Raw genomic sequence first — 20482 nt, 5'->3', positions numbered from 1 at the left:
GTTCTTTTCCACTGCAGACACTAGACTCCTAGGAAAGCGGAAGCGGCTCGTTCAGCTCGTGAAGAAAATAGGAAAATTCCCCAAAGGCGTTTTTTGTGCCTTTTGGGAATTTTATCTTTTTCACAGCGAGCTAGCCGCTGTAGCTAGACAAAACGAAAAGCGGAAGCGGCTCGTTCAGCTCGTGAAGAAAATAGGAAAATTCCCCAAAGGCGTTTTTTGCCTTTTGGGGAATTTTATCTTTTTCACAGCGAGTTAGCCGCTGTAGCTAGACAAAACGAAAAGTGGAAGCGGCTCGTTCAGCTCGTGAAGAAAATAGGAAAATTCCCCAAAGGCGTTTTTTGCCTTTTGGGGAATTTTATCTTTTTCACAGCGAGTTAGCCGCTGTAGCTAGACATCCGTCTATGGGGGCCCTGACTTTTTCCTCTATACCCCGAGGGAAGTTTCTTCCGCTTCAACCCACTCTATATTTTCAATTGTTGTTTTTTATCTGTTTTACTTTTGGGGCCTGTTAACAGATTCCCTTACAATCGCGTATCAATATTAAATTAAACAGAGCCTTTTATACTCAAATAAATAGCAACAATGTTTACGAAAATAGCCTTAAAAAACAACGCTCCCTAGCTACTTGTGGTGTCAGTCCCCACAGCGGAAAGGAACAGTCCATTTCTTGAAAAGTGAATGAATTATCTTAAATAATTATTTTTTTGATAAATGGAATTTTTGTAAGGTCACTTCGATGTACGATTTTTAATAAAGCAGAAAAAATAAAATAAATGATGCATGTCAGAATAATACTGAATAAGAGTCTAAGGATTAGGGATTGCTCCGTTAATAGATTTTCAAAGCTATAATGCCCTAAGTATCCTGATATCAGTATAACAACCGTAATTTTAAAATAATCACGAATATAAATCGTAAGAGGAATAACTTTTAGTATCGTAACAAAGTGCAGCAATGTAACAAGCATGAAACCTGTCACGATTCCCAGGGCAGCTCCGTTGATTCCAAAAGCAGGCTGTGAGGCAAGTACAAAAATTACGGCTGTTTTTATTACAGCACCGATAAGACTGTTAATCATCGCTGCCCTTGCCAAATTCAAAGCTTGTAGAACTGCCTGAAGTGGACCTTGGTAATAGTAAAATAAGAAAAATGGTGCCATAAGCTTTAGAAAAACTGCCCCATTTTCATTTCCATACATTAGTTTCATCAGAGGATCAGCAAAAACATATAAAACAACGACGGAGATTCCACCAGTAAGTAAGCAAAAGCGTAATGCTTGTTGCAGTCTATGTTCAATTAAAGAATACTCCTTTTGAGCATGTGCCTCACTAATAGCTGGAACAAGTGATTGTGCTAAGGAGACGGTAACAAAAGAAGGTAAAAATAAGAGTGGAAGAGCGTATCCCGTTAATGACCCATATTGCTTGGTTGCCATAGTTGCGGCTACCCCTGCTAAAGCCAAACTATGCGCTACAACGATTGGCTCAAAAAACCAGGAGATAGAGCCAATCATCCTGCTACCTGTAGTTGGTAATGCAACACTCATTAATTCACGAAAGGTTTGTTTTCCTTTCATAATAGACTGAAAAAAGTTTCTTCTTACTTTGAATTTTTTCTTCATTTTAAATGTTGTAAACATATAAAGAAGGGAGGCAAGTTCACCTAGAACAGAGGCCACCATTGCTCCTGCTGCAGCATATTGGATTCCATAAGGAAGAAACATCTTTGTCAATACAGCAATTAATGTTATCCTTACTAATTGTTCAATAACTTGTGAAATAGCAGAAGGCTTCATATTCTGCCTACCTTGGAAGTATCCCCTTAATACAGATGAGACAGCGACAATGGGAATGATTGGTGCAATTGCAACGAGCGGATAATATATCCTTTGGTCGGTAAATAATACTTCAGTTAAATAGGGTGCAAGCAGAATTAATGCTGGAGTGAAAATAATCGAAAGTCCCAGTGTAGTGGAAAGGGAAACGACGAGTATTTTTTTTATCTTTTTTGTATCACCTTGTGCTTCTGCTTCTGCGACATTTTTGCTAATTGCAACAGGAAGACCAAGTTGGGTAATCGTTATTACGAGTATAAGTGTCGGAAAAGCCATCATGTAAAGGCCAACACCTTCCTCGCCTATAAAGCGAGCTATAACTATCCGATTAATAAACCCTAATATTCTTGTAATAAAGGCCGCCAACATAAGGATTATTGTGCCTTTAAGAAATTTTGACATAAAATTCCCTGCCTTCTCAAAAATGGAATTATCATATACAATGATATATATGCATCAAGGTGGACAAAGCATGACAAGTTGTGAATATATTTCTCGAGCGGGGGAAGAGCAATGAGCAAACAACAACATCCATATGATCGTTATTATGATTCTTTAGAACTGGCACTAGTAAGTAAAGTGGAAGAATTTGAAGTACTAGGATATGGCAAGGCAACAGTAGAAAGTCTTTGGTTATATTTAACAAAGAAAAAGTGGAGAAAGCCGAATCAGGATGTAATGCTTTTTGAACTTGTTAATGATGTGTTAACGGTAAAACCCGGAGAATATATGAGTTTTGAAACGGTTGAGGCATATCGTTCACCTAATTGGTTCACAGAAGTGAATGAAAATGAACTAAATGAACTTTTAAGGCCTAAAAAATAACAGGATTTCAATTGAGAAAAAATTGACAGTCGATTTTTTCTCCTACATAATGATACTATTGGCCATTCATCATGTTTGTGGTGGCTTATTAGTTAGTTGTATACGAGCGAAATGCGCAAGGAGGATTTATACATAATGGTAAAACGGGGCCGGATAGTCGCCTTCTTTATACTTGTATTATTGCTTGCAGGTACTATGGGAGGAACAACGAAAAATATTGTTGATAATATAAAACTCGGATTGGATCTTCAGGGAGGATTTGAGGTTCTTTATGAAGTGTTACCTCTTGAGGATGGCGACAAAATTACGAGTGATACGGTAGCAAATACCGCTGATGCGCTAGAAAAGCGTATTAATGTTTTAGGTGTTAGTGAACCGAATATCCAAATTGAAGATGGAAATAGAATTCGTGTTCAATTAGCGGGTGTAGAGGATCAAAATGAAGCACGTGAAATTTTGTCTACACAGGCAAATCTTACTTTCCGTGATACAAATGATAAAGTCCGCTTAGATGGTGCTGATTTGAAAGCTGATTCAGCTAAACAGAGCTATAGTCAAACCAACGCACCTATTGTTTCTTTAGAATTAAAAGACCGTGAGAAATTTTACGAATTAACGAAGGAGTTATCTGCTAAGCCTTACCCTGAAAATGTTCTCGTTATTTGGCTCGATTATGAAAAAGGTGATTCCTACCAAGCAGAAGTCCAAAAAGAAAATCCTAAATTTTTATCTGCACCTAAAGTAGATGAGCCTATCAATTCAACGGAAGTTCAAATTACAGGCGACTTTACTGTTGAAAGAGCGAAGAATCTAGCATCACTTTTAAATGCTGGTGCCCTTCCTGTAAAACTAGATGAAATATATTCCACATCTGTTGGTGCTCAGTTTGGTCAACAAGCGCTTGATAAAACAGTGTTCGCTGGAATTATCGGTATCGCGATTATTTTCTTATTTATGATTGCTTACTATCGTTTTCCAGGTTTTATTGCGACCATTACATTATCGGCATATATATATATCGTTCTTTTAATATTTGACTTAATGAATGCTGTCTTAACTCTCCCGGGTATAGCAGCTCTTATCCTTGGAGTTGGAATGGCCGTCGATGCGAATATTATTACGTATGAAAGAATTAAAGAAGAAATAAAAGTCGGTAAACCGATTCGGTCTGCATTCCAAGCAGGAAATAAATCTTCTTTCTTAACGATACTAGATGCTAATGTCACAACTATTTTAGCTGCTACTGTTCTATTTTTATACGGGGAAAGCTCTGTAAAAGGGTTTGCGACAATGTTAATTGTCAGTATATTAACAAGCTTTATTACTGCAGTATGGGGATCTAGATTATTATTAGGGCTTTGGGTAAACAGCCGTTTCTTTAACAAAAAACCAGGTTGGTTTGGAGTGAAGAAATCGGAAATAAAAGATCTTGCTGAAAACTTTGATACGCTTGATTTGCCTACAAAATTTGATCGATTTGATTTTGCGAAACACAGAAGGAAGTTCTTTACTTTTTCTGCTGTAATACTTACCGCGGGAATAATTATTTTAGCTGTATTCCGCCTAAATCTAGGTATTGATTTCACTAGCGGTACGCGAATGCAAGTACTGGCAGAAAAGAGCATAACTACAGAAGAAATTCAAGAAAACTTAGAAGCAGTTAATTTAGAGTCAAGCGATGTTGTAATATCTGGTGATGACCAAAATATTGCCGTTGTAAGATACTCTGAAGACTTGGATAAAGAAGAAATCGCTAAGTTGAAAACACAGTTTAAAAAAGAGTATGGAGCTGAGCCGAGTATAAGTACTGTTTCCCCTGTTGTTGGGAAAGAGTTAGCGAAAAATGCGATGACAGCCCTAGCAATTGCTGCTGTCGGTATTATTATCTATGTGTCGTTGCGATTTGAATGGAGAATGGCTGTTGCTTCTGTTATTGCTCTGCTTCATGATGCGTTCTTTATTATTGCATTCTTTAGTTTAACAAGACTTGAAGTAGATATTACCTTTATTGCTGCTGTTTTAACAGTTGTTGGTTACTCTATTAATGACACGATTGTTACATTCGACCGAATAAGAGAAAATCTTCATAAAAAACGCCGTTTGAAAACTGTTGAAGATATTGAAGAGGTTGTTAACAAAAGTTTGCGTCAAACGATGGGTCGTTCTGTTAACACGGTAATAACAGTAGTGTTTACTGTTATAGCGTTATTGATCTTTGGTAGTGAATCTATCTTAAACTTCTCAATTGCATTGCTTGTTGGTTTAATTGCTGGAACTTACTCTTCTGTATTTATTGCAACTCAATTATGGTTAGTGATGAAAAAGAAAGAGTTAAAGAAAAAAGGCACAATCAAGACAGTGAAGGAAAAGAAAAAATGGTCTGATGAGCCACAAGTCTAAAATAGATTTTGAATGAGGAATAACCTTTTTATGGGTTATTCCTTTTCCTTTGCTTACAAATTGATAGTTGTTTGTGCTTGTCTATCTTGACAGAATCGCTTCCGCTTTTGTTATTATTATCAAGGTTTATAGGTTACAATAAACTGTATGATTAGGAAGACTTAGTGTAGGACGCTATTTATCCAGCTCCAGCAGCTAGCTCGCTGTGAAAAAGATGATTTCTCTCAAAAAGGCAAAAAAGACGCCTTCCAGAGAGAAATCCCTATTTTCTTCACGAGCTGAACGAGCTGCTTCCGTATTTCATTGTTAGGGGGATGTAAGTTGAATCAAGAAGAACGGTTTAAAAAAGCTGAATTTGCCGCAATGGTAGGAATTGTAGGGAATATCCTACTTGCTATTGTAAAATGGATTGCAGGGATTTACGGAAATAGTAGGGCACTAATAGCAGACGCAGTTCACTCCGCTTCTGATGTTGCGGGCTCGCTTGCTGTTTTTATTGGACTAAGGGCTGCGAAACAACCTCCTGATCGTGATCATCCGTATGGTCACGGCAAAGCAGAGTCGATTGCCGCAATCATTGTAGCGGTATTGCTGTTTTTAGTAGGAGTTGAAATAGGGAAGTCCTCAATTGAGTCCTTTTTCGAACCAATTGAACCGCCTAACTTAATTGCTATTTACGCGGTAGTGTTATCTATTATTGTAAAAGAGTCGATGTTTCAATATAAATACCGATTGGGTAAAAAGCTAAATAGTGATGCTCTTATAGTTAATGCATACGAACATAGATCAGATGTTTTCTCTTCCGTCGCTGTATTGGTAGGAATCGCAGCTTCCATCTTAGGGGGGAAATATGGTTTAGAATGGTTAGTGTACGGAGACCCTGTTGCTGGTTTGTTTGTAGCATTGCTTGTGTTGAGAATGGCATGGAAGTTAGGGGCAGAATCCATACATAATACGTTGGATCATGTACTTCATGAGGAGGATACTGTTCCATTTAAAAAAGTAGTACAAAATGTAGACGAGGTAAAAGAGATTAATGAACTTCACGCTAGGGAACACGGACATTATGTAATCATTGACATTAAAATAAGTGTAGATCCGTATATGACAGTGGAAGATGGTCACAGAGTCGGTAAAAAAGTGAAGAAAAAATTATTAGAACAACCAAATGTCAATGATGTGTTTGTTCATATTAATCCTTATGGTCCAGAAGCAGACCAGAAAGATGGAGTCAATTTAGATTAAAAGTTAGGAGAAGAAGAGGTAATGAAATTTCAATGGACACTATTATTAAGTTTTTTCTTTGCATTAATTGTCGCCATTTTTGCTGTTATAAATGTAGATCCAGTAACAGTGAATTATCTATTTGGTACAGCAGAATGGCCATTAATCCTCGTAATACTGGGATCCGTGCTGATGGGAGGCATCATTGTTGGGTCAGTGGGACTTTTTCGCCTATTCGTTGCTCAGCGAAAAGTGAAATCCTTAACGAGAGAGAATGAAAAGCTGCATGAGGAATTGGCAAAGGATAAAAATACAAACTTAACAAATGAAACATTAAATAAAGATGATGAGCCTGGAAATACAGAAGAGACAGGCAAGTAGTTAAAAGAGGTGGGAATAACCTACCTCTTTATTAGTGGAAAAAATTTTTTATTGTATGCAATAATAAGTTTTTATTTAAACAGAATTAGTAATGGGCTATCTTGAGAATGGAAAATCCTACTATCCATGCTAACTCTATATACTTTTAATTACATTGAAACAGATGGCGTGTTTTTGTATAATGAGAAAGGCTGAGGGGTGAACATATGTTAAAATCAAAAACTCGCTGGATTGTTCAAGAAACGAACGAACAGGAAGTAGACAAACTAGCAAAAGAATTAAATATTCCCTCGCTTGTTGCCAAACTATTAATTAACCGAGACTTGGATGATGTTGAACAAGCTCGGAATTTTTTATTTGATACAGGCGATTCCTTTTATGATCCTTTTTTATTCAATGATATGCAAAAAGCAGTAGATAGAATAAAAGAAGCAATACAAAATCAGGAAAAAATCCTAATATACGGTGATTATGATGCGGATGGTGTCAGCAGTACTTCCGTAATGATGACTGTTCTTCGGGACCTGCACGCTGATGTTGAATTTTACATCCCTAATCGCTTTTCAGAAGGCTATGGACCAAATGAACAAGCTTTCCGCTGGGCGAAAGACAGCGGGGTCTCTTTAATTATAACAGTTGATACAGGTATTTCTGCTATACATGAAGCCCATATAGCGAAAGAATTAGAATTAGATCTAATTATTACTGACCACCATGAGCCAGGACCACAACTACCTGAAGCATTAGCAATAATTCATCCAAAACTAGCAGGAAGTACTTATCCTTTTTCTGATTTAGCAGGAGTAGGCGTAGCTTTAAAACTTGCACATGCTCTTTACGGTTATTTACCGGAAGAGTTACTTGACCTAGCTGCAATCGGGACAATAGCAGACTTAGTCCCTTTAATGGGAGAAAACCGTGCTATAGCTAAAAAAGGGTTAGTGCAACTTAGAAAATCAAATAGACCTGGAATAAAGGCACTTTGCAAATTAGCAAAAGCAACTCAACAAGAGATGAATGAAGAATCAATAGGGTTTGTCCTTGCACCTAGAATCAATGCAGTTGGAAGACTAGGTGATGCTGATCCAGCAGTGGATCTTCTGCTTTCAGAAGATGAAGAAGAAGCGATGATGATTGCTAGTGAAATTGATTCAATAAACAAAGAAAGACAAGCTATTGTTAGTGAAATGACAGAAGAAGCAATAAAAATGGTTGAGAAGGATTTTCCACTATCTGAAAATCAAGTGCTCGTCATTGGAAAAGAAGGCTGGAACTCTGGAGTTGTTGGTATTGTTGCTTCAAGACTAGTAGATAAATTTTATCGACCAACAATTGTCCTAAGCTATGACCAAGAGACAGGAAAAGCAAAAGGCTCAGCTAGAAGTATTGTTGGCTTTGATTTATTTCAAAACCTTTCCACTTGCCGGGATATCCTACCTCATTTTGGAGGACATCCAATGGCCGCTGGAATGACATTGGCACTAGAGGATGTGCCTGAGTTAAGGAATCGGTTAAACTTATTAGCATCTGAACAGCTTGAAGAGGAAGATTTTATTCCAGTTACACAGTTAGACACAGAAATAAAACTTGATGAAGTTAGTCTGGAGTCAATTGAACAGCTTCAAATGCTAGCACCATTTGGGATGGCAAATCCAAAGCCTAAACTGAAAATTGAAAATGTTAGTGTTGGCAATATGAAAAAAATTGGTGCAAACCAAAATCATTTAAAGTTAATGCTTCAGGAAGATGACAACTTTTTAGATGGTGTAGGATTTGGATTAGGTGAGATTGCTGATCATTTGTCACCAATCTCAAAGGTTTCCGTAATAGGTGAATTATCTATAAATGAGTGGAATAATAGAAGAAAGCCACAAATTTTCTTGCAAGACGTGATGGTGCAAGAGTGGCAATTATTTGATATTAGAGGGATGAAGCAGGCTGAGCGCTGGCTTTCAATTGTTCCTGTCTTGAATAGGAAGATTATTTGCTTTGAAGCAGCTACTCTACAGTTTTTTTCAGCCATTTCTAGTGAAGAGGTTGAGGTCATCGATAGTATTGAAAAAGCGGAGATGGTGAACATAACAGATCTTAATCTTGTTCTTTTAGACTTACCCTCAGACAAAAAGCTGTTAGAGTCTCTTTTGAAAAGTGGAAAGCCATGTAGGATTTATGCTCATTTTTATCAAAGAGAAGACCACTTTTTCTCTACAATGCCTACTAGAGATCACTTTAAATGGTATTACTTATTCCTAGCGAAGCGTAAATCTTTTCATATAGAAAAGCATGGTGATGAGCTAGCAAAATATAAAGGGTGGTCTAAAGAAACAATTGATTTTATGTCACAGGTGTTTTTTGAATTAGAGTTTGTTACAATAAATAATGGATTTATCTCTCTCAATCCTACTAAAATGAAGCGAGACTTAGCAGAGTCAATAACTTACCAGAAGAAACAATCACATTATATGTTAGAAAATGAACTAGTGTATTCTTCTTATCAGGAGTTAAAAGCTTGGTTTGATGAAAGGATTGTAGAGACCGTTACAGCTCGAGGAGGAGTAGAAGTATGGACTTAAAACAATATGTAACAATAGTCGAAAACTGGCCTAAAGAAGGAATTAAGTTTAAAGATATTACCACATTAATGGACAATGGTGATGCCTATAAATATGCAACAGACCAGATTGTCGAATATGCAAAAGAAAAGCAAATTGATCTAGTAGTAGGGCCTGAGGCAAGAGGTTTTATTATCGGTTGCCCAGTAGCTTATGCTCTTGGAGTGGGCTTTGCACCAGTTCGTAAACCTGGAAAGCTTCCACGTGAAACGATTGAAGTGGAATATGGTCTTGAATATGGGAAAGATTCTTTAACTATTCATAAAGATGCTATTAAGCCAGGGCAAAGGGTATTAATTACAGATGACCTTCTTGCTACTGGAGGTACAATTGAGGCAACGATTAAATTAGTAGAAGAACTTGGTGGAATCGTGGCTGGTACAGCGTTTTTGATTGAGCTTTCTTACTTGGATGGTCGTCAAAAACTAGAAGGACATGATATTTTGACTTTAATGCAATATTGATAAGCAATTTTACGGGTATATTTCTCTGTATGTTGGAGAAAGAAGAATATTTTGGTTATATGTTGAATTTTCTTTTATAAACAAAAGCAAAAGTTAATACTATCATGTATAATAAACGGTAAGGGACTGACATCTTGACATAGAGTCAGCCCTTTTTCTTATATAATTTTTAGTATACGGAAAAGTCGAATTTTCTAGAGAATTGTAGAATTTTGGTTGAAGTACTTTACAGATTGATTTTTTTTTTTGATAATAGTAACAATTGCAGGATTACTCTCGCATGAATGGCCACTTCAATAGGCTAATTAATTGGGTAATCAACTAGATGTTTTGAGGAACGAACAGTTTAGTGTAATTAGGTAAAAAGAACTGATAAAAATTTATTATTAAAATAGGTGATTTTGATCATGGCCAAAGATCAAGTGTTAACTCCTGAACAGGTGATTGATAAAACAAGAGAATACTTAAATGATGAGCATATGAAAATGGTAGAGCATGCCTATCAATTTGCAAAAAATGCTCATAAAGAACAATTTCGAAAATCGGGAGAGCCGTATATTATCCACCCGATACAAGTAGCTGGAATACTGGCAGATTTAGAAATGGATCCTGCTACCGTAGCTGCAGGGTTTCTTCATGATGTAGTGGAGGATACAAATATTACATTGGAAGAAATTCAAGAAACTTTTAACGCAGAAGTGGCTATGTTAGTGGACGGCGTTACAAAGCTCGGCAAAATCAGATATAAATCGCAAGAAGAGCAACAAGCTGAAAATCATCGAAAAATGTTTATTGCGATGGCACAAGATATACGGGTTATTTTAATTAAATTAGCTGACCGCCTCCATAATATGAGAACGTTAAAGCATTTGCCACAAGAGAAGCAAAGACGAATTTCAAATGAAACATTGGAAATATTTGCACCTTTAGCTCATAGACTCGGGATATCAAAAATCAAGTGGGAGTTGGAAGATACAGCTCTTCGATATTTAAACCCACAACAATACTATCGAATCGTCAACCTTATGAAGAAAAAGAGGGAAGAACGAGAAGAGTATTTAGAAGATGTTATTACTGAAGTGAAAGATAGACTTCACGAAGTAACGATAGATGCAGAAATCTCCGGACGTCCCAAGCATATTTATAGCATCTATCGGAAAATGGCACTGCAAAACAAACAATTCAATGAAATTTATGATCTTTTAGCCGTACGGGTTGTCGTTAGCAGCATAAAAGATTGCTATGCTGTACTTGGAATAATTCACACATGTTGGAAGCCTATGCCGGGGCGTTTCAAGGATTATATTGCGATGCCAAAACCAAATATGTATCAATCACTTCACACAACAGTAATTGGCCCTAAAGGGGATCCATTAGAGGTACAAATTCGTACAATTGATATGCATCAAATAGCAGAGTACGGGGTTGCAGCGCATTGGGCTTATAAAGAAGGTAAATCTATCGATAATAAGGCAAGCTTTGAGAAAAAACTATCTTGGTTTAGAGAAATTTTAGAATTCCAGAATGAATCAGCTAACGCGGAAGAATTTATGGAATCACTAAAAATTGATCTGTTTTCTGATATGGTTTTTGTCTTTACACCTAAGGGAGATGTAATGGAATTACCGTCGGGATCGGTTCCTATTGACTTTTCTTACCGTATTCACTCGGAAATTGGAAATAAGACGATTGGTGCTAAAGTGAATGGGAAAATGGTTACTCTTGATTATAAGCTGAAAACAGGCGATATTATTGAGATACTAACATCGAAACATTCATATGGACCAAGTCAGGATTGGCTAAAGCTAGCTCAAACCTCTCAAGCTAAAAATAAAATCAAACAATTTTTCAAAAAGCAGCGAAGAGAAGAAAATATTGAAAAAGGCCGAGACTTAGTAGAAAAAGAGATTAAAAACCTTGATTTCGAATTGAAAGAAATCCTTACTATTGAAAATATTAAGAGGGTTGCTGAAAAATTCAATTTTGCTAATGAAGAAGACATGTATGCAGCAGTTGGGTATAACGGAATTACTGCAGCGCAAATTGCCAACAGGCTGACGGAAAAACACCGCAAGAAACGGGATCAGGAAGAAAGTCTTAAAGAGGTATTGACAGACTTAAAGGCCCAGCCTGTCAAGCGGAAAAAAGATGCGGGTGTTCAAGTAGAAGGTATTGATAATCTTCTTATTCGTTTATCAAGATGTTGTAATCCTGTGCCAGGTGATGAAATTGTTGGATTTATTACAAAAGGAAGAGGCGTTTCGGTCCATCGATCTGACTGTACAAATGTAAACACAGAAGAGGTGGAGCAACGACTTATTCCAGTCGCTTGGGAAAGCGACGGCGTTAATCGTAAGGAATATAACGTGGATATAGAGATTTCTGGTTATGACCGCCGTGGTTTATTGAATGAAGTACTACAAGCAGTAAACGAAACGAAAACAAATATAACAGCAGTTAGCGGAAGGTCAGACCGAAACAAAATGGCAACAATCAACATGTCCATTGCAATTCATAACATCTCCCATCTTCACAAAGTAGTCGAGAGAATCAAACAAATCTCAGATATCTATTCTGTAAGACGAATAATGAATTAAAAGAAAAGCGAAGGCGGCTTGATTAGCCCCGATAAGCATAAGACGAGCATCTTGGAAAGGCGCTTTTTGCCTTTTTGGGATGCTTAACTTATGATCTCGAGGGGCTTAGCCGCGGGAGGTCTACAGGGGACAGATACTGCAATTAATCAGCAGAGACTAATTATAAAAAAAACATAGTCGCTTGATCAATTAAAGAGAGGCAGGTAAAGTACAATGCGTGTTGTTTTACAAAGAAGTAAAAATGCTTCAGTAACAGTGCAAAATGAAGTGACAGGCAAGATTGACTTTGGTCTTGTTCTGCTTGTGGGAGTTACTCACGAGGATTCTGAGGAAGATGTTCGTTATGTCGCTGATAAAGTGGCAAACTTAAGAGTGTTTGAGGATGAACAAGGGAAAATGAATCATTCACTACTAGATGTTAAAGGGTCCATTCTTTCTGTGTCACAGTTTACTCTTTATGGTGACTGCCGAAAGGGGAGGAGACCTAATTTTATGGAAGCGGCAAAGCCCGACTATGCGGAAAAAATGTATGATTACTTTAACAAGATATTAAGAGAAAAAGGAATTGAAGTAGAGACTGGGGTTTTCGGTGAAATGATGGATGTCCATTTAGTAAATGACGGACCGGTGACATTAATTGTTGAAAGTAAATAAGAAAAAAGAGCTGACCGGGTGCTAGGCACATTACTTTCGGTCAGCTTTTTTTCAATGATTATTAATCAGAAAGATAGTTATCGATTCCTTGGGAAATGGCATTAGCTGCCGTTTCTTGGAAATATGATGTATTCACATTTGCTTCTTCAGCAGCATTACTCAAAAATCCTAATTCTAGCAAAACAGCAGGTTGTTTATTTTCACGTATTACATGGTAATCACCATATCGAACCCCTCTATCTTTAGTAGTGAGCGAGTTTGCAAGGTGATTATGGATACTATTCGCTAACGACTTTTGGTAATTATGATAGTAATAAGTTGTATGTCCAACAACAGAAGAAGTACTTATGCTGTCATAGTGAATACTGATAAAAGCATCTGCACCATAGTAATGAGACAAGCCTACTCTTGATGGAAGTGATAGGTATTGATCATTGCGTCTTGTCATAATTACTTTAATCCCCGCATTTTGCAACTTTTCATTGATTAGATTTGCAGTGTTTAATGTTAATGCTTTTTCCAATGTACCTTGGATCCCAATAGTTCCACTGTCTACTCCACCGTGACCTGGGTCAAGTACAACCACTTTATCTTTACTCGTACTATTGTGGGTGTTTGCCTCAGGAGAGTCTGCACTGTCATCTGTTGAAGTAGTTGATACAACCCAGCTAGCAACATAGGCTAGGTTTCCATCTTCTAGTTCGATAGCAAACCAATCTCCTTGCTGCTCAGCTACAGAAAAAGTTTCACCACTATTAGCTCTCCTAATAATTTTGGAACTCGTATCAGCTTCAGCGCGTAGGTTTGTACCGTTATAGAGGATTGTTATTGTATCACTATTATTTTTGCTTTCAGGAAGAGATTGTTCTTCTGGCTCCTCTATGTTTGCTACTGTCTTCTCTACATACCAACCGGCTACCCATCCTTTACTACCGTCAGAAAGTTCAATTTTATACCAGTTATTGTTTTCCTCTACTATAGGATACTTATCACCCTTTTCGACTTTTGCAATTACTTCTCCATTTAAGGTGTTATCACTTCTCACGTTAAGTGAATGAACAGTTATAGTTCCATAATCAGCTGAGGATGAGCTAGAAGATTGCGAATCGTCTTTATTAGCAGAATTGATTTGAATATACTCTTCGGAAGTCCAAGCATTTCCACTATTATATTCTATTTCATACCAGCCTGAAATACTTCCAATAATATTTACTGTTTCTCCCTTTTGAAGAACACCCAAAATAGAACTACCTTCAGAAGGAGATTCTCTCACTCTCAGGCTATTAGTTGTAACAGTACCTATTGAAGATTCTGAACTACTCTCTTCTGATTCTTCTGCTTCCAATACGAGCCAATTGGCTACCCAACCGGATAAGGAGCCAGACTCGATTTTGTACCAATCTCCATCCTTATCGATAATTTTGAAATTTTCCCCTTTAGAGGCTTGACCAACAACAGAATAGCTTAGTCCAGGACCTTTCCGAACATTTAATGTAGGAACCCCGACACTAATCTCTTCTGCCTCAGCACTTGTTGGATGCAAGTCATAAGGTTGAAAAAAAGGTAAGATTGTAAATAATAGCAGAAAAGAGATAATTGTCTTTTTAATTTTTTTCACCACCATTGAAATAATTTTAAGGCTAAAAATGGAACCCTTTCCTAATATCGGTTTATTTTTTTGAGATTTTATACATCAAAAAAACTTTGTAACAACAATATACGATAAAAAAAAGAAAATCCCTTTTAAACGAAAGAAAAAAATTTAGATGGAAATGATAAATATAGAACGATAAAAAATAATAAAAGTAGAAGTGGCTCAATTAGACCTGACAAGCATTTTCAGGGAAATAGAGGAGGCGGTACTTTGACCTCAACTGTTTGCGTGGAAATGACCTCGAGGGTCTAGCCGCTGTAGCTAGAAAGAATAAAAGCGGAAGTGGCTCGATTAGACCCGACAAGCATTTTCGAGGAAACAGAGGAGGTCGTACTTTGACCTCAACTGTTTGCGCGGAAATGACCTCGAGGGTCTAGCCACTGTAGCTAGAAAGGATGCTAATATGAGAGCTAGTAATAAAGGATTAATGAGTTCAGATGGAGCAAACCAATTATTTGGTGTAGATTTCCACCATTTTTTAGAAAGAGAAAAAGATGCGTACAATGCGGAGTTAGCTTCTGAGTTTGGCTTAACATTAAAAGACGTAAGATTACTGAAAAAGAAGATGGAGCGTTCTTAAGGGTTTATACATTCAAAAAATATTGCAAGGGAATTTTTTTGAAACCTCTTGACATCAACTTTTGGCATACGTATCATTATATAAATAAAATAACATTTAAAAACCAGTGACAGAGCATAGTAGCTAAATTTTTCACGTGAAAAGAGAGGAAATGTCTTAGGCTGAAAGCATTTCTACATTGTGTCTTAGTGAACGAACACTCTTAAGGTTTCTCTCTGAAAGAATTTACTTTTTAGTAGGAGATGAGCGTAACTAGGCGTTAACTAGCTAAGTGGAAGCAAAGTAAATGCTTCAATTAGGGTGGCACCACGGGAATAAAAGCTCTCGTCCCTTGTTTATTCAAGGGACTCGGGGGCTTTTTTTATTTTTACATAAAATAAGGAATTATTATCAACAGTTGCTTTTGTTTATCTCGCACTGGTGAACTAGCAAGTCAATGGAATGAAATAGGATGAACCCGTGACCAACCTCCTATTATTAGAGGAATAAAATTATAATTATGTTTTTGAAAAGGAGGCTATTTTATGTCTATTCAAATTCCAAGAGGAACACAGGACATTTTGCCTGGAACAGTAGAAAAATGGCAATATATTGAGGAAAAAGCAAAAGAGATTTGTACAAATTATCAATATAAAGAAATTCGCACACCGGTTTTTGAGTCAAGTGAATTATTTACCAGAGGTGTAGGCGATACAACCGATATTGTTCAAAAGGAAATGTATATTTTCGAAGATCGAGGTGGCCGAAATCTTGCATTAAGACCGGAGGGGACAGCCTCTGTCGTCCGCTCGTTTGTGGAAAATAAAATGTTTGGTAATCCTAATCAGCCGACAAAATTATTCTATAGTGGACCAATGTTTCGCTATGAACGACCACAGGCGGGACGATACCGCCAATTTGTCCAATTCGGTGTAGAAGCATTAGGAAGTGAGGATCCTGCTATCGATGCTGAAGTTATTTCCCTAGCAATGGCAATTTATCAAAAAATTGGTTTGAAGAATTTGAAACTTGTTATAAACAGTCTAGGTGATTCGCAGAGTCGGCTGGCCCATAGAGAAGCATTGATTAATCATTTTAAGCCGAGCATAGGAGAGTTCTGTAGCGATTGTCAAAGTCGGCTAGAGAAAAATCCATTAAGGATTCTCGACTGTAAAAAAGATCGAGATCACGAGCTGATGGGTACAGCTCCTTCAATTTTGGATTTTTTAAATGAAGAATCGAAAGTGTATTTTGATAAAGTTCAAACGTATTTATCTTCAATGAATATCGAATTTGAAGTAGATCCGACATTAGTGCGAGGCCTAGATTATTATAACCATACTGCATTTGAGATAATGAGTAACGCAGAAGGATTTGGAGCCATTACAACACTATGTGGTGGCGGTCGTTATAACGGACTTGTTGAAATGATTGGTGGTCCATCGACACCTGGCATCGGTTTTGCTCTTAGTATTGAAAGATTAATTGCTGCTCTTGATGCAGAGAAGGTTGATCTTCCTATTAATGAACAAATTGACTGTTACTTAGTATCTTTAGGAGAAGAAGCAAAAGATTATACTGTTAAGCTTCTGCATGAACTCCGGGACAATGGATTTTCTGCTGAAAGGGATTATCAGGATAGAAAGATTAAGGCACAATTTAAAGCAGCGGATCGTCATAAAGCCAAATTCGTTGCAGTACTTGGAGAAGATGAATTAAAAGCAAATAAAATAAATGTAAAAGATATGACGACGGGAGAACAAGAAGAAATCTCGCTTGATCAATTTATTAGTCATTTTCAACAAAAGTTAAGATAGGGAAATAAAGGAGGAGAAAAGGATGACGACAAGAACATCGTATTGTGGTGAGGTAACAGAAAGTTTTATTGGTCAAGAAGTGACATTAAAAGGGTGGGTTGGAAAGCGAAGAGACTTAGGTGGATTAATTTTCGTTGACTTACGTGATCGTACTGGAATCGTACAAGTAGTTTTTAATCCTGACTTTTCACAAGAGGCACTTGCAACAGCGGAAAAAGTCCGCAATGAATATGTATTAAGTATTTCAGGAAAAGTTGTTGCTAGAGATGAAGGAACAGTAAACGAAAACCTGAAAACTGGAAAAATTGAAATACATGCTGAAAAGATAGAAATTATTAATGAAGCGAAAACACCGCCATTTACGATTAGTGATCAAACAGAAGTATCAGAAGATGTTCGTTTGAAATATCGTTACATCGATTTACGCAGACCGGACATGTTTCAAGCATTTAAAATGAGACATGATGTAACAGTTTCATTCCGCAAATTCTTAAATGAAAATGGCTTTCTTGATGTAGAAACACCTATTTTAACAAAGAGTACTCCTGAAGGTGCCCGTGACTATCTTGTACCAAGCCGTGTGCATTCAGGTGAATTTTATGCTTTACCACAATCACCACAAATTTTTAAACAATTGTTGATGGTATCTGGATTTGACCGCTATTACCAAATTGCCCGTTGCTTCCGTGATGAAGATTTACGTGCTGATCGTCAACCAGAGTTCACTCAAATTGATATGGAAATGAGTTTCATGAGTCAAGAAGAAATCATTGTCCTAGTAGAGAAAATGATGGCTCAGCTTATGCAAGAGGTGAAAGGATTAACAGTCGAAACTGCCTTCCCAAGACTATCTTATGACGAAGCAATAAGCCGCTATGGTTCTGATAAGCCTGATACTCGTTTTGAAATGGAATTAATTAACGTTTCTGAAATCGTAAAGGACTCAGGTTTTAAAGTATTTACAGGTGCTGTCGAAAATGGCGGACAAGTAAAACTGCTTAATGTTAAAGGAGAAGCCGCGAATTATTCCCGTAAAGATATTGATGCATTAACAGAATTCGTTGCGCGCTATGGTGCAAAAGGTCTTGCGTGGCTTAAAGTAGAAGAGGAAGGGCTAAAAGGACCAATTGTAAAATTCCTTTCAGAGGAGGAGCAGGCTGGAATTATTTCCACTGCTGGTGCTGAAACAGGGGACTTACTTTTATTTGTGGCAGACAAGACTTCTGTTGTCGCTGATGCGTTAGGTGCACTCCGAATAAAATTAGGAAAAGAATTAAAACTGATTGATGAGTCTAAATTTAACTTCCTATGGGTAACAGACTGGCCACTTTTAGAATACGACGAAGAAGATGGTCGCTATTATGCTGCACATCATCCATTTACGATGCCTGTAAGAGAGGACTTGGAGCTTCTGAATTCTTCTCCGGAAAAAGTTCGTGCTCAAGCATATGACCTTGTCCTAAATGGATATGAACTCGGTGGAGGGTCACTACGTATTTACGAACGTGATATTCAAGAAAAAATGTTTGAGGTGCTTGGATTCTCACCAGAAGAAGCGAAAGAGCAATTCGGTTTCTTAATGGAGGCGTTTGAATATGGTACACCGCCACATGGTGGAATTGCTCTAGGACTTGACCGTTTTGTAATGTTACTTGCCGGTCGTACGAATCTAAGAGACACAATTGCTTTCCCGAAAACAGCAAGTGCTAGTGACTTACTGACAAATGCACCAAGTGAGGTAAGCAACGTACAATTAGATGACTTATCTTTGTCATTAAATGTAGAAAAAAGTAAGTAATTTCCATTGTCGGCTACATTGAAAAATAGAGAAGTACATGATATGATAGTAACAATATTAAAAGAGTCCTGATGTGTACGTTGTTTTACCTATCAGTTTTGACCGAACAATTTTTCCTTTGGGAGCCTGGAGTTTCTGAATGGAGTACATGCCTCTGGCTTTGAGGACTTACAAAATTCAGAACAAGGCACCCACCTGCCAAGAGCGGGTTCAAAACGAAGGAATTTGAGCGACGGCACGATTGGGACTCTTTCCTTAATTAAAATTCCTTATATGAGTATAAATAAAGAGTCAGTATCTTTGGATGCTGGCTTTTTTGCTTTTTACATAAACTCTAAACTTGTAGTTCGTTTAGTAATTTGTATTCTTGTATATTAAATTATGGTTTAATTTTTCCATTTAACTCCTTTCTTGAATGTGCATCAGTGTAAAAAGGTGAAAAACAGGGTAATTTATGTATATATTGTTGCTTTTCACTACTTTTTGCTTTATTCTAATGCAGGGAAAAATGTAGATGTATAGTTTTAGCGGCCAACTCCTGAAGGTGAAATATGAATCCCGAGAAGAGGTTAATGGTAAAGGTAAACCTTTTCCCGAGCTCGTCATTTACTTGTCAAGGCTGTTTAAGCTGCTTCTACTATTCTTTAAATAATTATTTTATGGAGTTGATAATGTTGCTTCACCAGTTTTCTCGTAATGAATTAGCCATTGGTAAAGAAGGCTTAGCTATTTTAAAAAACAGCACCGTTGCTGTATTAGGGGTAGGCGGTGTTGGTTCTTTTGCTGCAGAGGCATTAGCCCGATCAGGTGTAGGACGTCTTATATTGGTAGATAAAGATGATGTAGATATCACTAATGTAAATAGACAATTACATGCACTGCTCTCTACAATTGGACAACCAAAAGTAGATTTAATGGAAGCGCGTATCCGTGATATTAATCCTGACTGTGAAGTGGTTTCATTAAAGATGTTCTATACTGAAGAAACCTATGAAAAGTTCTTTGAACAAGGATTAGATTATGTGATAGACGCTTCTGATACGATTGTTTATAAAATTCACCTGGCAAAGGAATGTTTAAACAGGAAGATTCCATTAATATCTAGTATGGGTGCAGCAAACAAGACGGACCCAACTCGTTTTCAAATTGCAGATATCTCCAAAACACATACAGATCCGATGGCGAAGGTAATGCGGACACGTCTTAGGAAAGAAGGAATTAGAAAGGGATTTGCGACAATCTTTTCCGATGAAAGTCCAATTGTGATCAGGGAGGACATCCGAAAAGAAGTTGGTAAGGATGACGCTAAAATAAGAAAAGCTCAAATGCCTCCTTCTTCGAATGCCTATTGCCCTTCTGTTGTAGGTCTAATCGCAGCAAGTCATGTTGTAAACGAACTAGTAAAGGATATTGAAATAAAAAGAGTGAAAGATAAATAAGTGGAAAAGAATAGTGTTGCAAAGAAGACCATTTTATATAGAATTTGGTCTTCTTTTTCATTTAAAAGGCTTTTTTCTCATATCTGTGTCCATTAAGTTCGGATGTTTGTCTGGAAGATTTGATAAAGTGTGTCTAGTAAGTCCCTCAAAAGCATCCAGAATTTCTAAATTGCTTGTCGCCTCTGCTCAAGCCGCTTCCGCTTTTTGTTTTGTCTAGCGCCAGC

At 37.2% G+C, this 20482-nt stretch carries 14 protein-coding genes, 1 other RNA gene and 1 other annotated feature; of the genes, 13 read left to right on the top strand and 2 right to left on the bottom strand.

Annotated elements, in window-relative coordinates; all coding sequences use genetic code 11:
- Positions 1-688 precede the first annotated feature (688 nt).
- Complete coding sequence (gene spoVB / locus ACFSUL_RS11695) at positions 689-2236, bottom strand: stage V sporulation protein B (protein WP_377935595.1); 1548 nt, start codon at positions 2234-2236, stop codon at positions 689-691.
- A gap of 111 nt (positions 2237-2347) precedes the next feature.
- Between spoVB and ACFSUL_RS11690 the strand changes: the two genes are divergently transcribed.
- The 8 genes from ACFSUL_RS11690 to dtd all read left to right on the top strand — a co-directional run bounded on the left by ACFSUL_RS11690 (position 2348) and on the right by dtd (position 12991).
- The gene (locus tag ACFSUL_RS11690; RefSeq protein WP_377935593.1) at positions 2348-2659 is read left to right on the top strand and encodes a post-transcriptional regulator; all 312 of its coding nucleotides are present in this window, start codon (positions 2348-2350) and stop codon (positions 2657-2659) included.
- Between the two features lie 135 nt (positions 2660-2794).
- On the top strand, positions 2795-5059 hold the full coding sequence (gene secDF / locus ACFSUL_RS11685; RefSeq protein ID WP_377935591.1) for a protein translocase subunit SecDF: 2265 nt from the start codon (positions 2795-2797) through the stop codon (positions 5057-5059).
- Between the two features lie 363 nt (positions 5060-5422).
- Positions 5423-6304 (top strand): cation diffusion facilitator family transporter, encoded by an 882-nt coding sequence (locus ACFSUL_RS11680; protein ID WP_377936129.1) that lies wholly within the window; start codon positions 5423-5425, stop codon positions 6302-6304.
- A 21-nt stretch (positions 6305-6325) separates the two neighbouring features.
- Positions 6326-6664: a LapA family protein gene (locus ACFSUL_RS11675; RefSeq protein WP_377935589.1), complete on the top strand. Its 339-nt coding sequence runs from the start codon at positions 6326-6328 to the stop codon at positions 6662-6664.
- Positions 6665-6870: 206 nt separating this feature from the next.
- Entirely contained in the window at positions 6871-9237 is a 2367-nt protein-coding gene (gene recJ, locus ACFSUL_RS11670) for a single-stranded-DNA-specific exonuclease RecJ (protein ID WP_377935587.1), read from the top strand.
- Entirely contained in the window at positions 9228-9740 is a 513-nt protein-coding gene (locus tag ACFSUL_RS11665; RefSeq protein ID WP_377935585.1) for an adenine phosphoribosyltransferase, read from the top strand. Before recJ ends, ACFSUL_RS11665 begins: the two co-directional genes overlap by 10 nt.
- A gap of 407 nt (positions 9741-10147) precedes the next feature.
- Positions 10148-12337, top strand: coding sequence for a RelA/SpoT family protein (locus ACFSUL_RS11660; protein ID WP_377935583.1), 2190 nt, complete (start codon positions 10148-10150; stop codon positions 12335-12337).
- A 213-nt stretch (positions 12338-12550) separates the two neighbouring features.
- Positions 12551-12991: a D-aminoacyl-tRNA deacylase gene (gene dtd, locus ACFSUL_RS11655; protein WP_377935581.1), complete on the top strand. Its 441-nt coding sequence runs from the start codon at positions 12551-12553 to the stop codon at positions 12989-12991.
- Between the two features lie 61 nt (positions 12992-13052).
- On the opposite strand, the gene ACFSUL_RS11650 is transcribed toward dtd, so the two are convergent.
- Positions 13053-14609 (bottom strand): SH3 domain-containing protein, encoded by a 1557-nt coding sequence (locus tag ACFSUL_RS11650; RefSeq protein WP_377935579.1) that lies wholly within the window; start codon positions 14607-14609, stop codon positions 13053-13055.
- Positions 14610-15048: 439 nt separating this feature from the next.
- Here ACFSUL_RS11650 and ACFSUL_RS11645 point away from each other — a divergent pair, with 439 nt between their 5' ends.
- The 5 genes from ACFSUL_RS11645 (at position 15049) to ACFSUL_RS11625 (ending at position 20258) form a co-directional block, all read left to right on the top strand.
- Positions 15049-15225, top strand: a complete 177-nt coding sequence (locus ACFSUL_RS11645; protein ID WP_377935577.1) for an RNA polymerase subunit sigma-70 — start codon at positions 15049-15051, stop codon at positions 15223-15225.
- A gap of 97 nt (positions 15226-15322) precedes the next feature.
- Positions 15323-15560, top strand: a binding site (T-box leader).
- A gap of 189 nt (positions 15561-15749) precedes the next feature.
- Positions 15750-17021 carry a histidine--tRNA ligase gene (hisS, locus tag ACFSUL_RS11640; protein WP_377935575.1) on the top strand — a complete coding sequence of 424 codons (1272 nt, stop codon included), beginning with the start codon at positions 15750-15752 and terminating at the stop codon, positions 17019-17021.
- A 22-nt stretch (positions 17022-17043) separates the two neighbouring features.
- Positions 17044-18819, top strand: coding sequence for an aspartate--tRNA ligase (aspS, locus tag ACFSUL_RS11635; RefSeq protein WP_377935573.1), 1776 nt, complete (start codon positions 17044-17046; stop codon positions 18817-18819).
- A gap of 62 nt (positions 18820-18881) precedes the next feature.
- A non-coding RNA gene (gene ssrS, locus ACFSUL_RS11630) (6S RNA) lies at positions 18882-19071 on the top strand.
- Between the two features lie 422 nt (positions 19072-19493).
- Positions 19494-20258, top strand: a complete 765-nt coding sequence (locus ACFSUL_RS11625) for a tRNA threonylcarbamoyladenosine dehydratase (protein ID WP_377936127.1) — start codon at positions 19494-19496, stop codon at positions 20256-20258.
- Positions 20259-20482 lie beyond the last annotated feature (224 nt).

Origin of the sequence: Bacillus seohaeanensis, from assembly GCF_042684945.1 — a bacterium.
Lineage (GTDB): Bacteria > Bacillota > Bacilli > Bacillales > Bacillaceae_B > Rossellomorea > Rossellomorea seohaeanensis.
This window is presented reverse-complemented; position numbering and strand designations above follow the sequence as displayed.

What these genes read in the sequence shown, in the direction of transcription:
- spoVB (WP_377935595.1), bottom strand. Translation starts at nt 2,236, where the DNA reads ATGTCAAAATTTCTTAAAGGCACAATAATCCTTATGTTGGCGGCCTTT.
- ACFSUL_RS11690 (WP_377935593.1), top strand. Translation starts at nt 2,348, where the DNA reads ATGAGCAAACAACAACATCCATATGATCGTTATTATGATTCTTTAGAA.
- secDF (WP_377935591.1), top strand. Translation starts at nt 2,795, where the DNA reads ATGGTAAAACGGGGCCGGATAGTCGCCTTCTTTATACTTGTATTATTG.
- ACFSUL_RS11680 (WP_377936129.1), top strand. Translation starts at nt 5,423, where the DNA reads ATGGTAGGAATTGTAGGGAATATCCTACTTGCTATTGTAAAATGGATT.
- ACFSUL_RS11675 (WP_377935589.1), top strand. Translation starts at nt 6,326, where the DNA reads ATGAAATTTCAATGGACACTATTATTAAGTTTTTTCTTTGCATTAATT.
- recJ (WP_377935587.1), top strand. Translation starts at nt 6,871, where the DNA reads ATGTTAAAATCAAAAACTCGCTGGATTGTTCAAGAAACGAACGAACAG.
- ACFSUL_RS11665 (WP_377935585.1), top strand. Translation starts at nt 9,228, where the DNA reads ATGGACTTAAAACAATATGTAACAATAGTCGAAAACTGGCCTAAAGAA.
- ACFSUL_RS11660 (WP_377935583.1), top strand. Translation starts at nt 10,148, where the DNA reads ATGGCCAAAGATCAAGTGTTAACTCCTGAACAGGTGATTGATAAAACA.
- dtd (WP_377935581.1), top strand. Translation starts at nt 12,551, where the DNA reads ATGCGTGTTGTTTTACAAAGAAGTAAAAATGCTTCAGTAACAGTGCAA.
- ACFSUL_RS11645 (WP_377935577.1), top strand. Translation starts at nt 15,049, where the DNA reads ATGAGAGCTAGTAATAAAGGATTAATGAGTTCAGATGGAGCAAACCAA.
- hisS (WP_377935575.1), top strand. Translation starts at nt 15,750, where the DNA reads ATGTCTATTCAAATTCCAAGAGGAACACAGGACATTTTGCCTGGAACA.
- aspS (WP_377935573.1), top strand. Translation starts at nt 17,044, where the DNA reads ATGACGACAAGAACATCGTATTGTGGTGAGGTAACAGAAAGTTTTATT.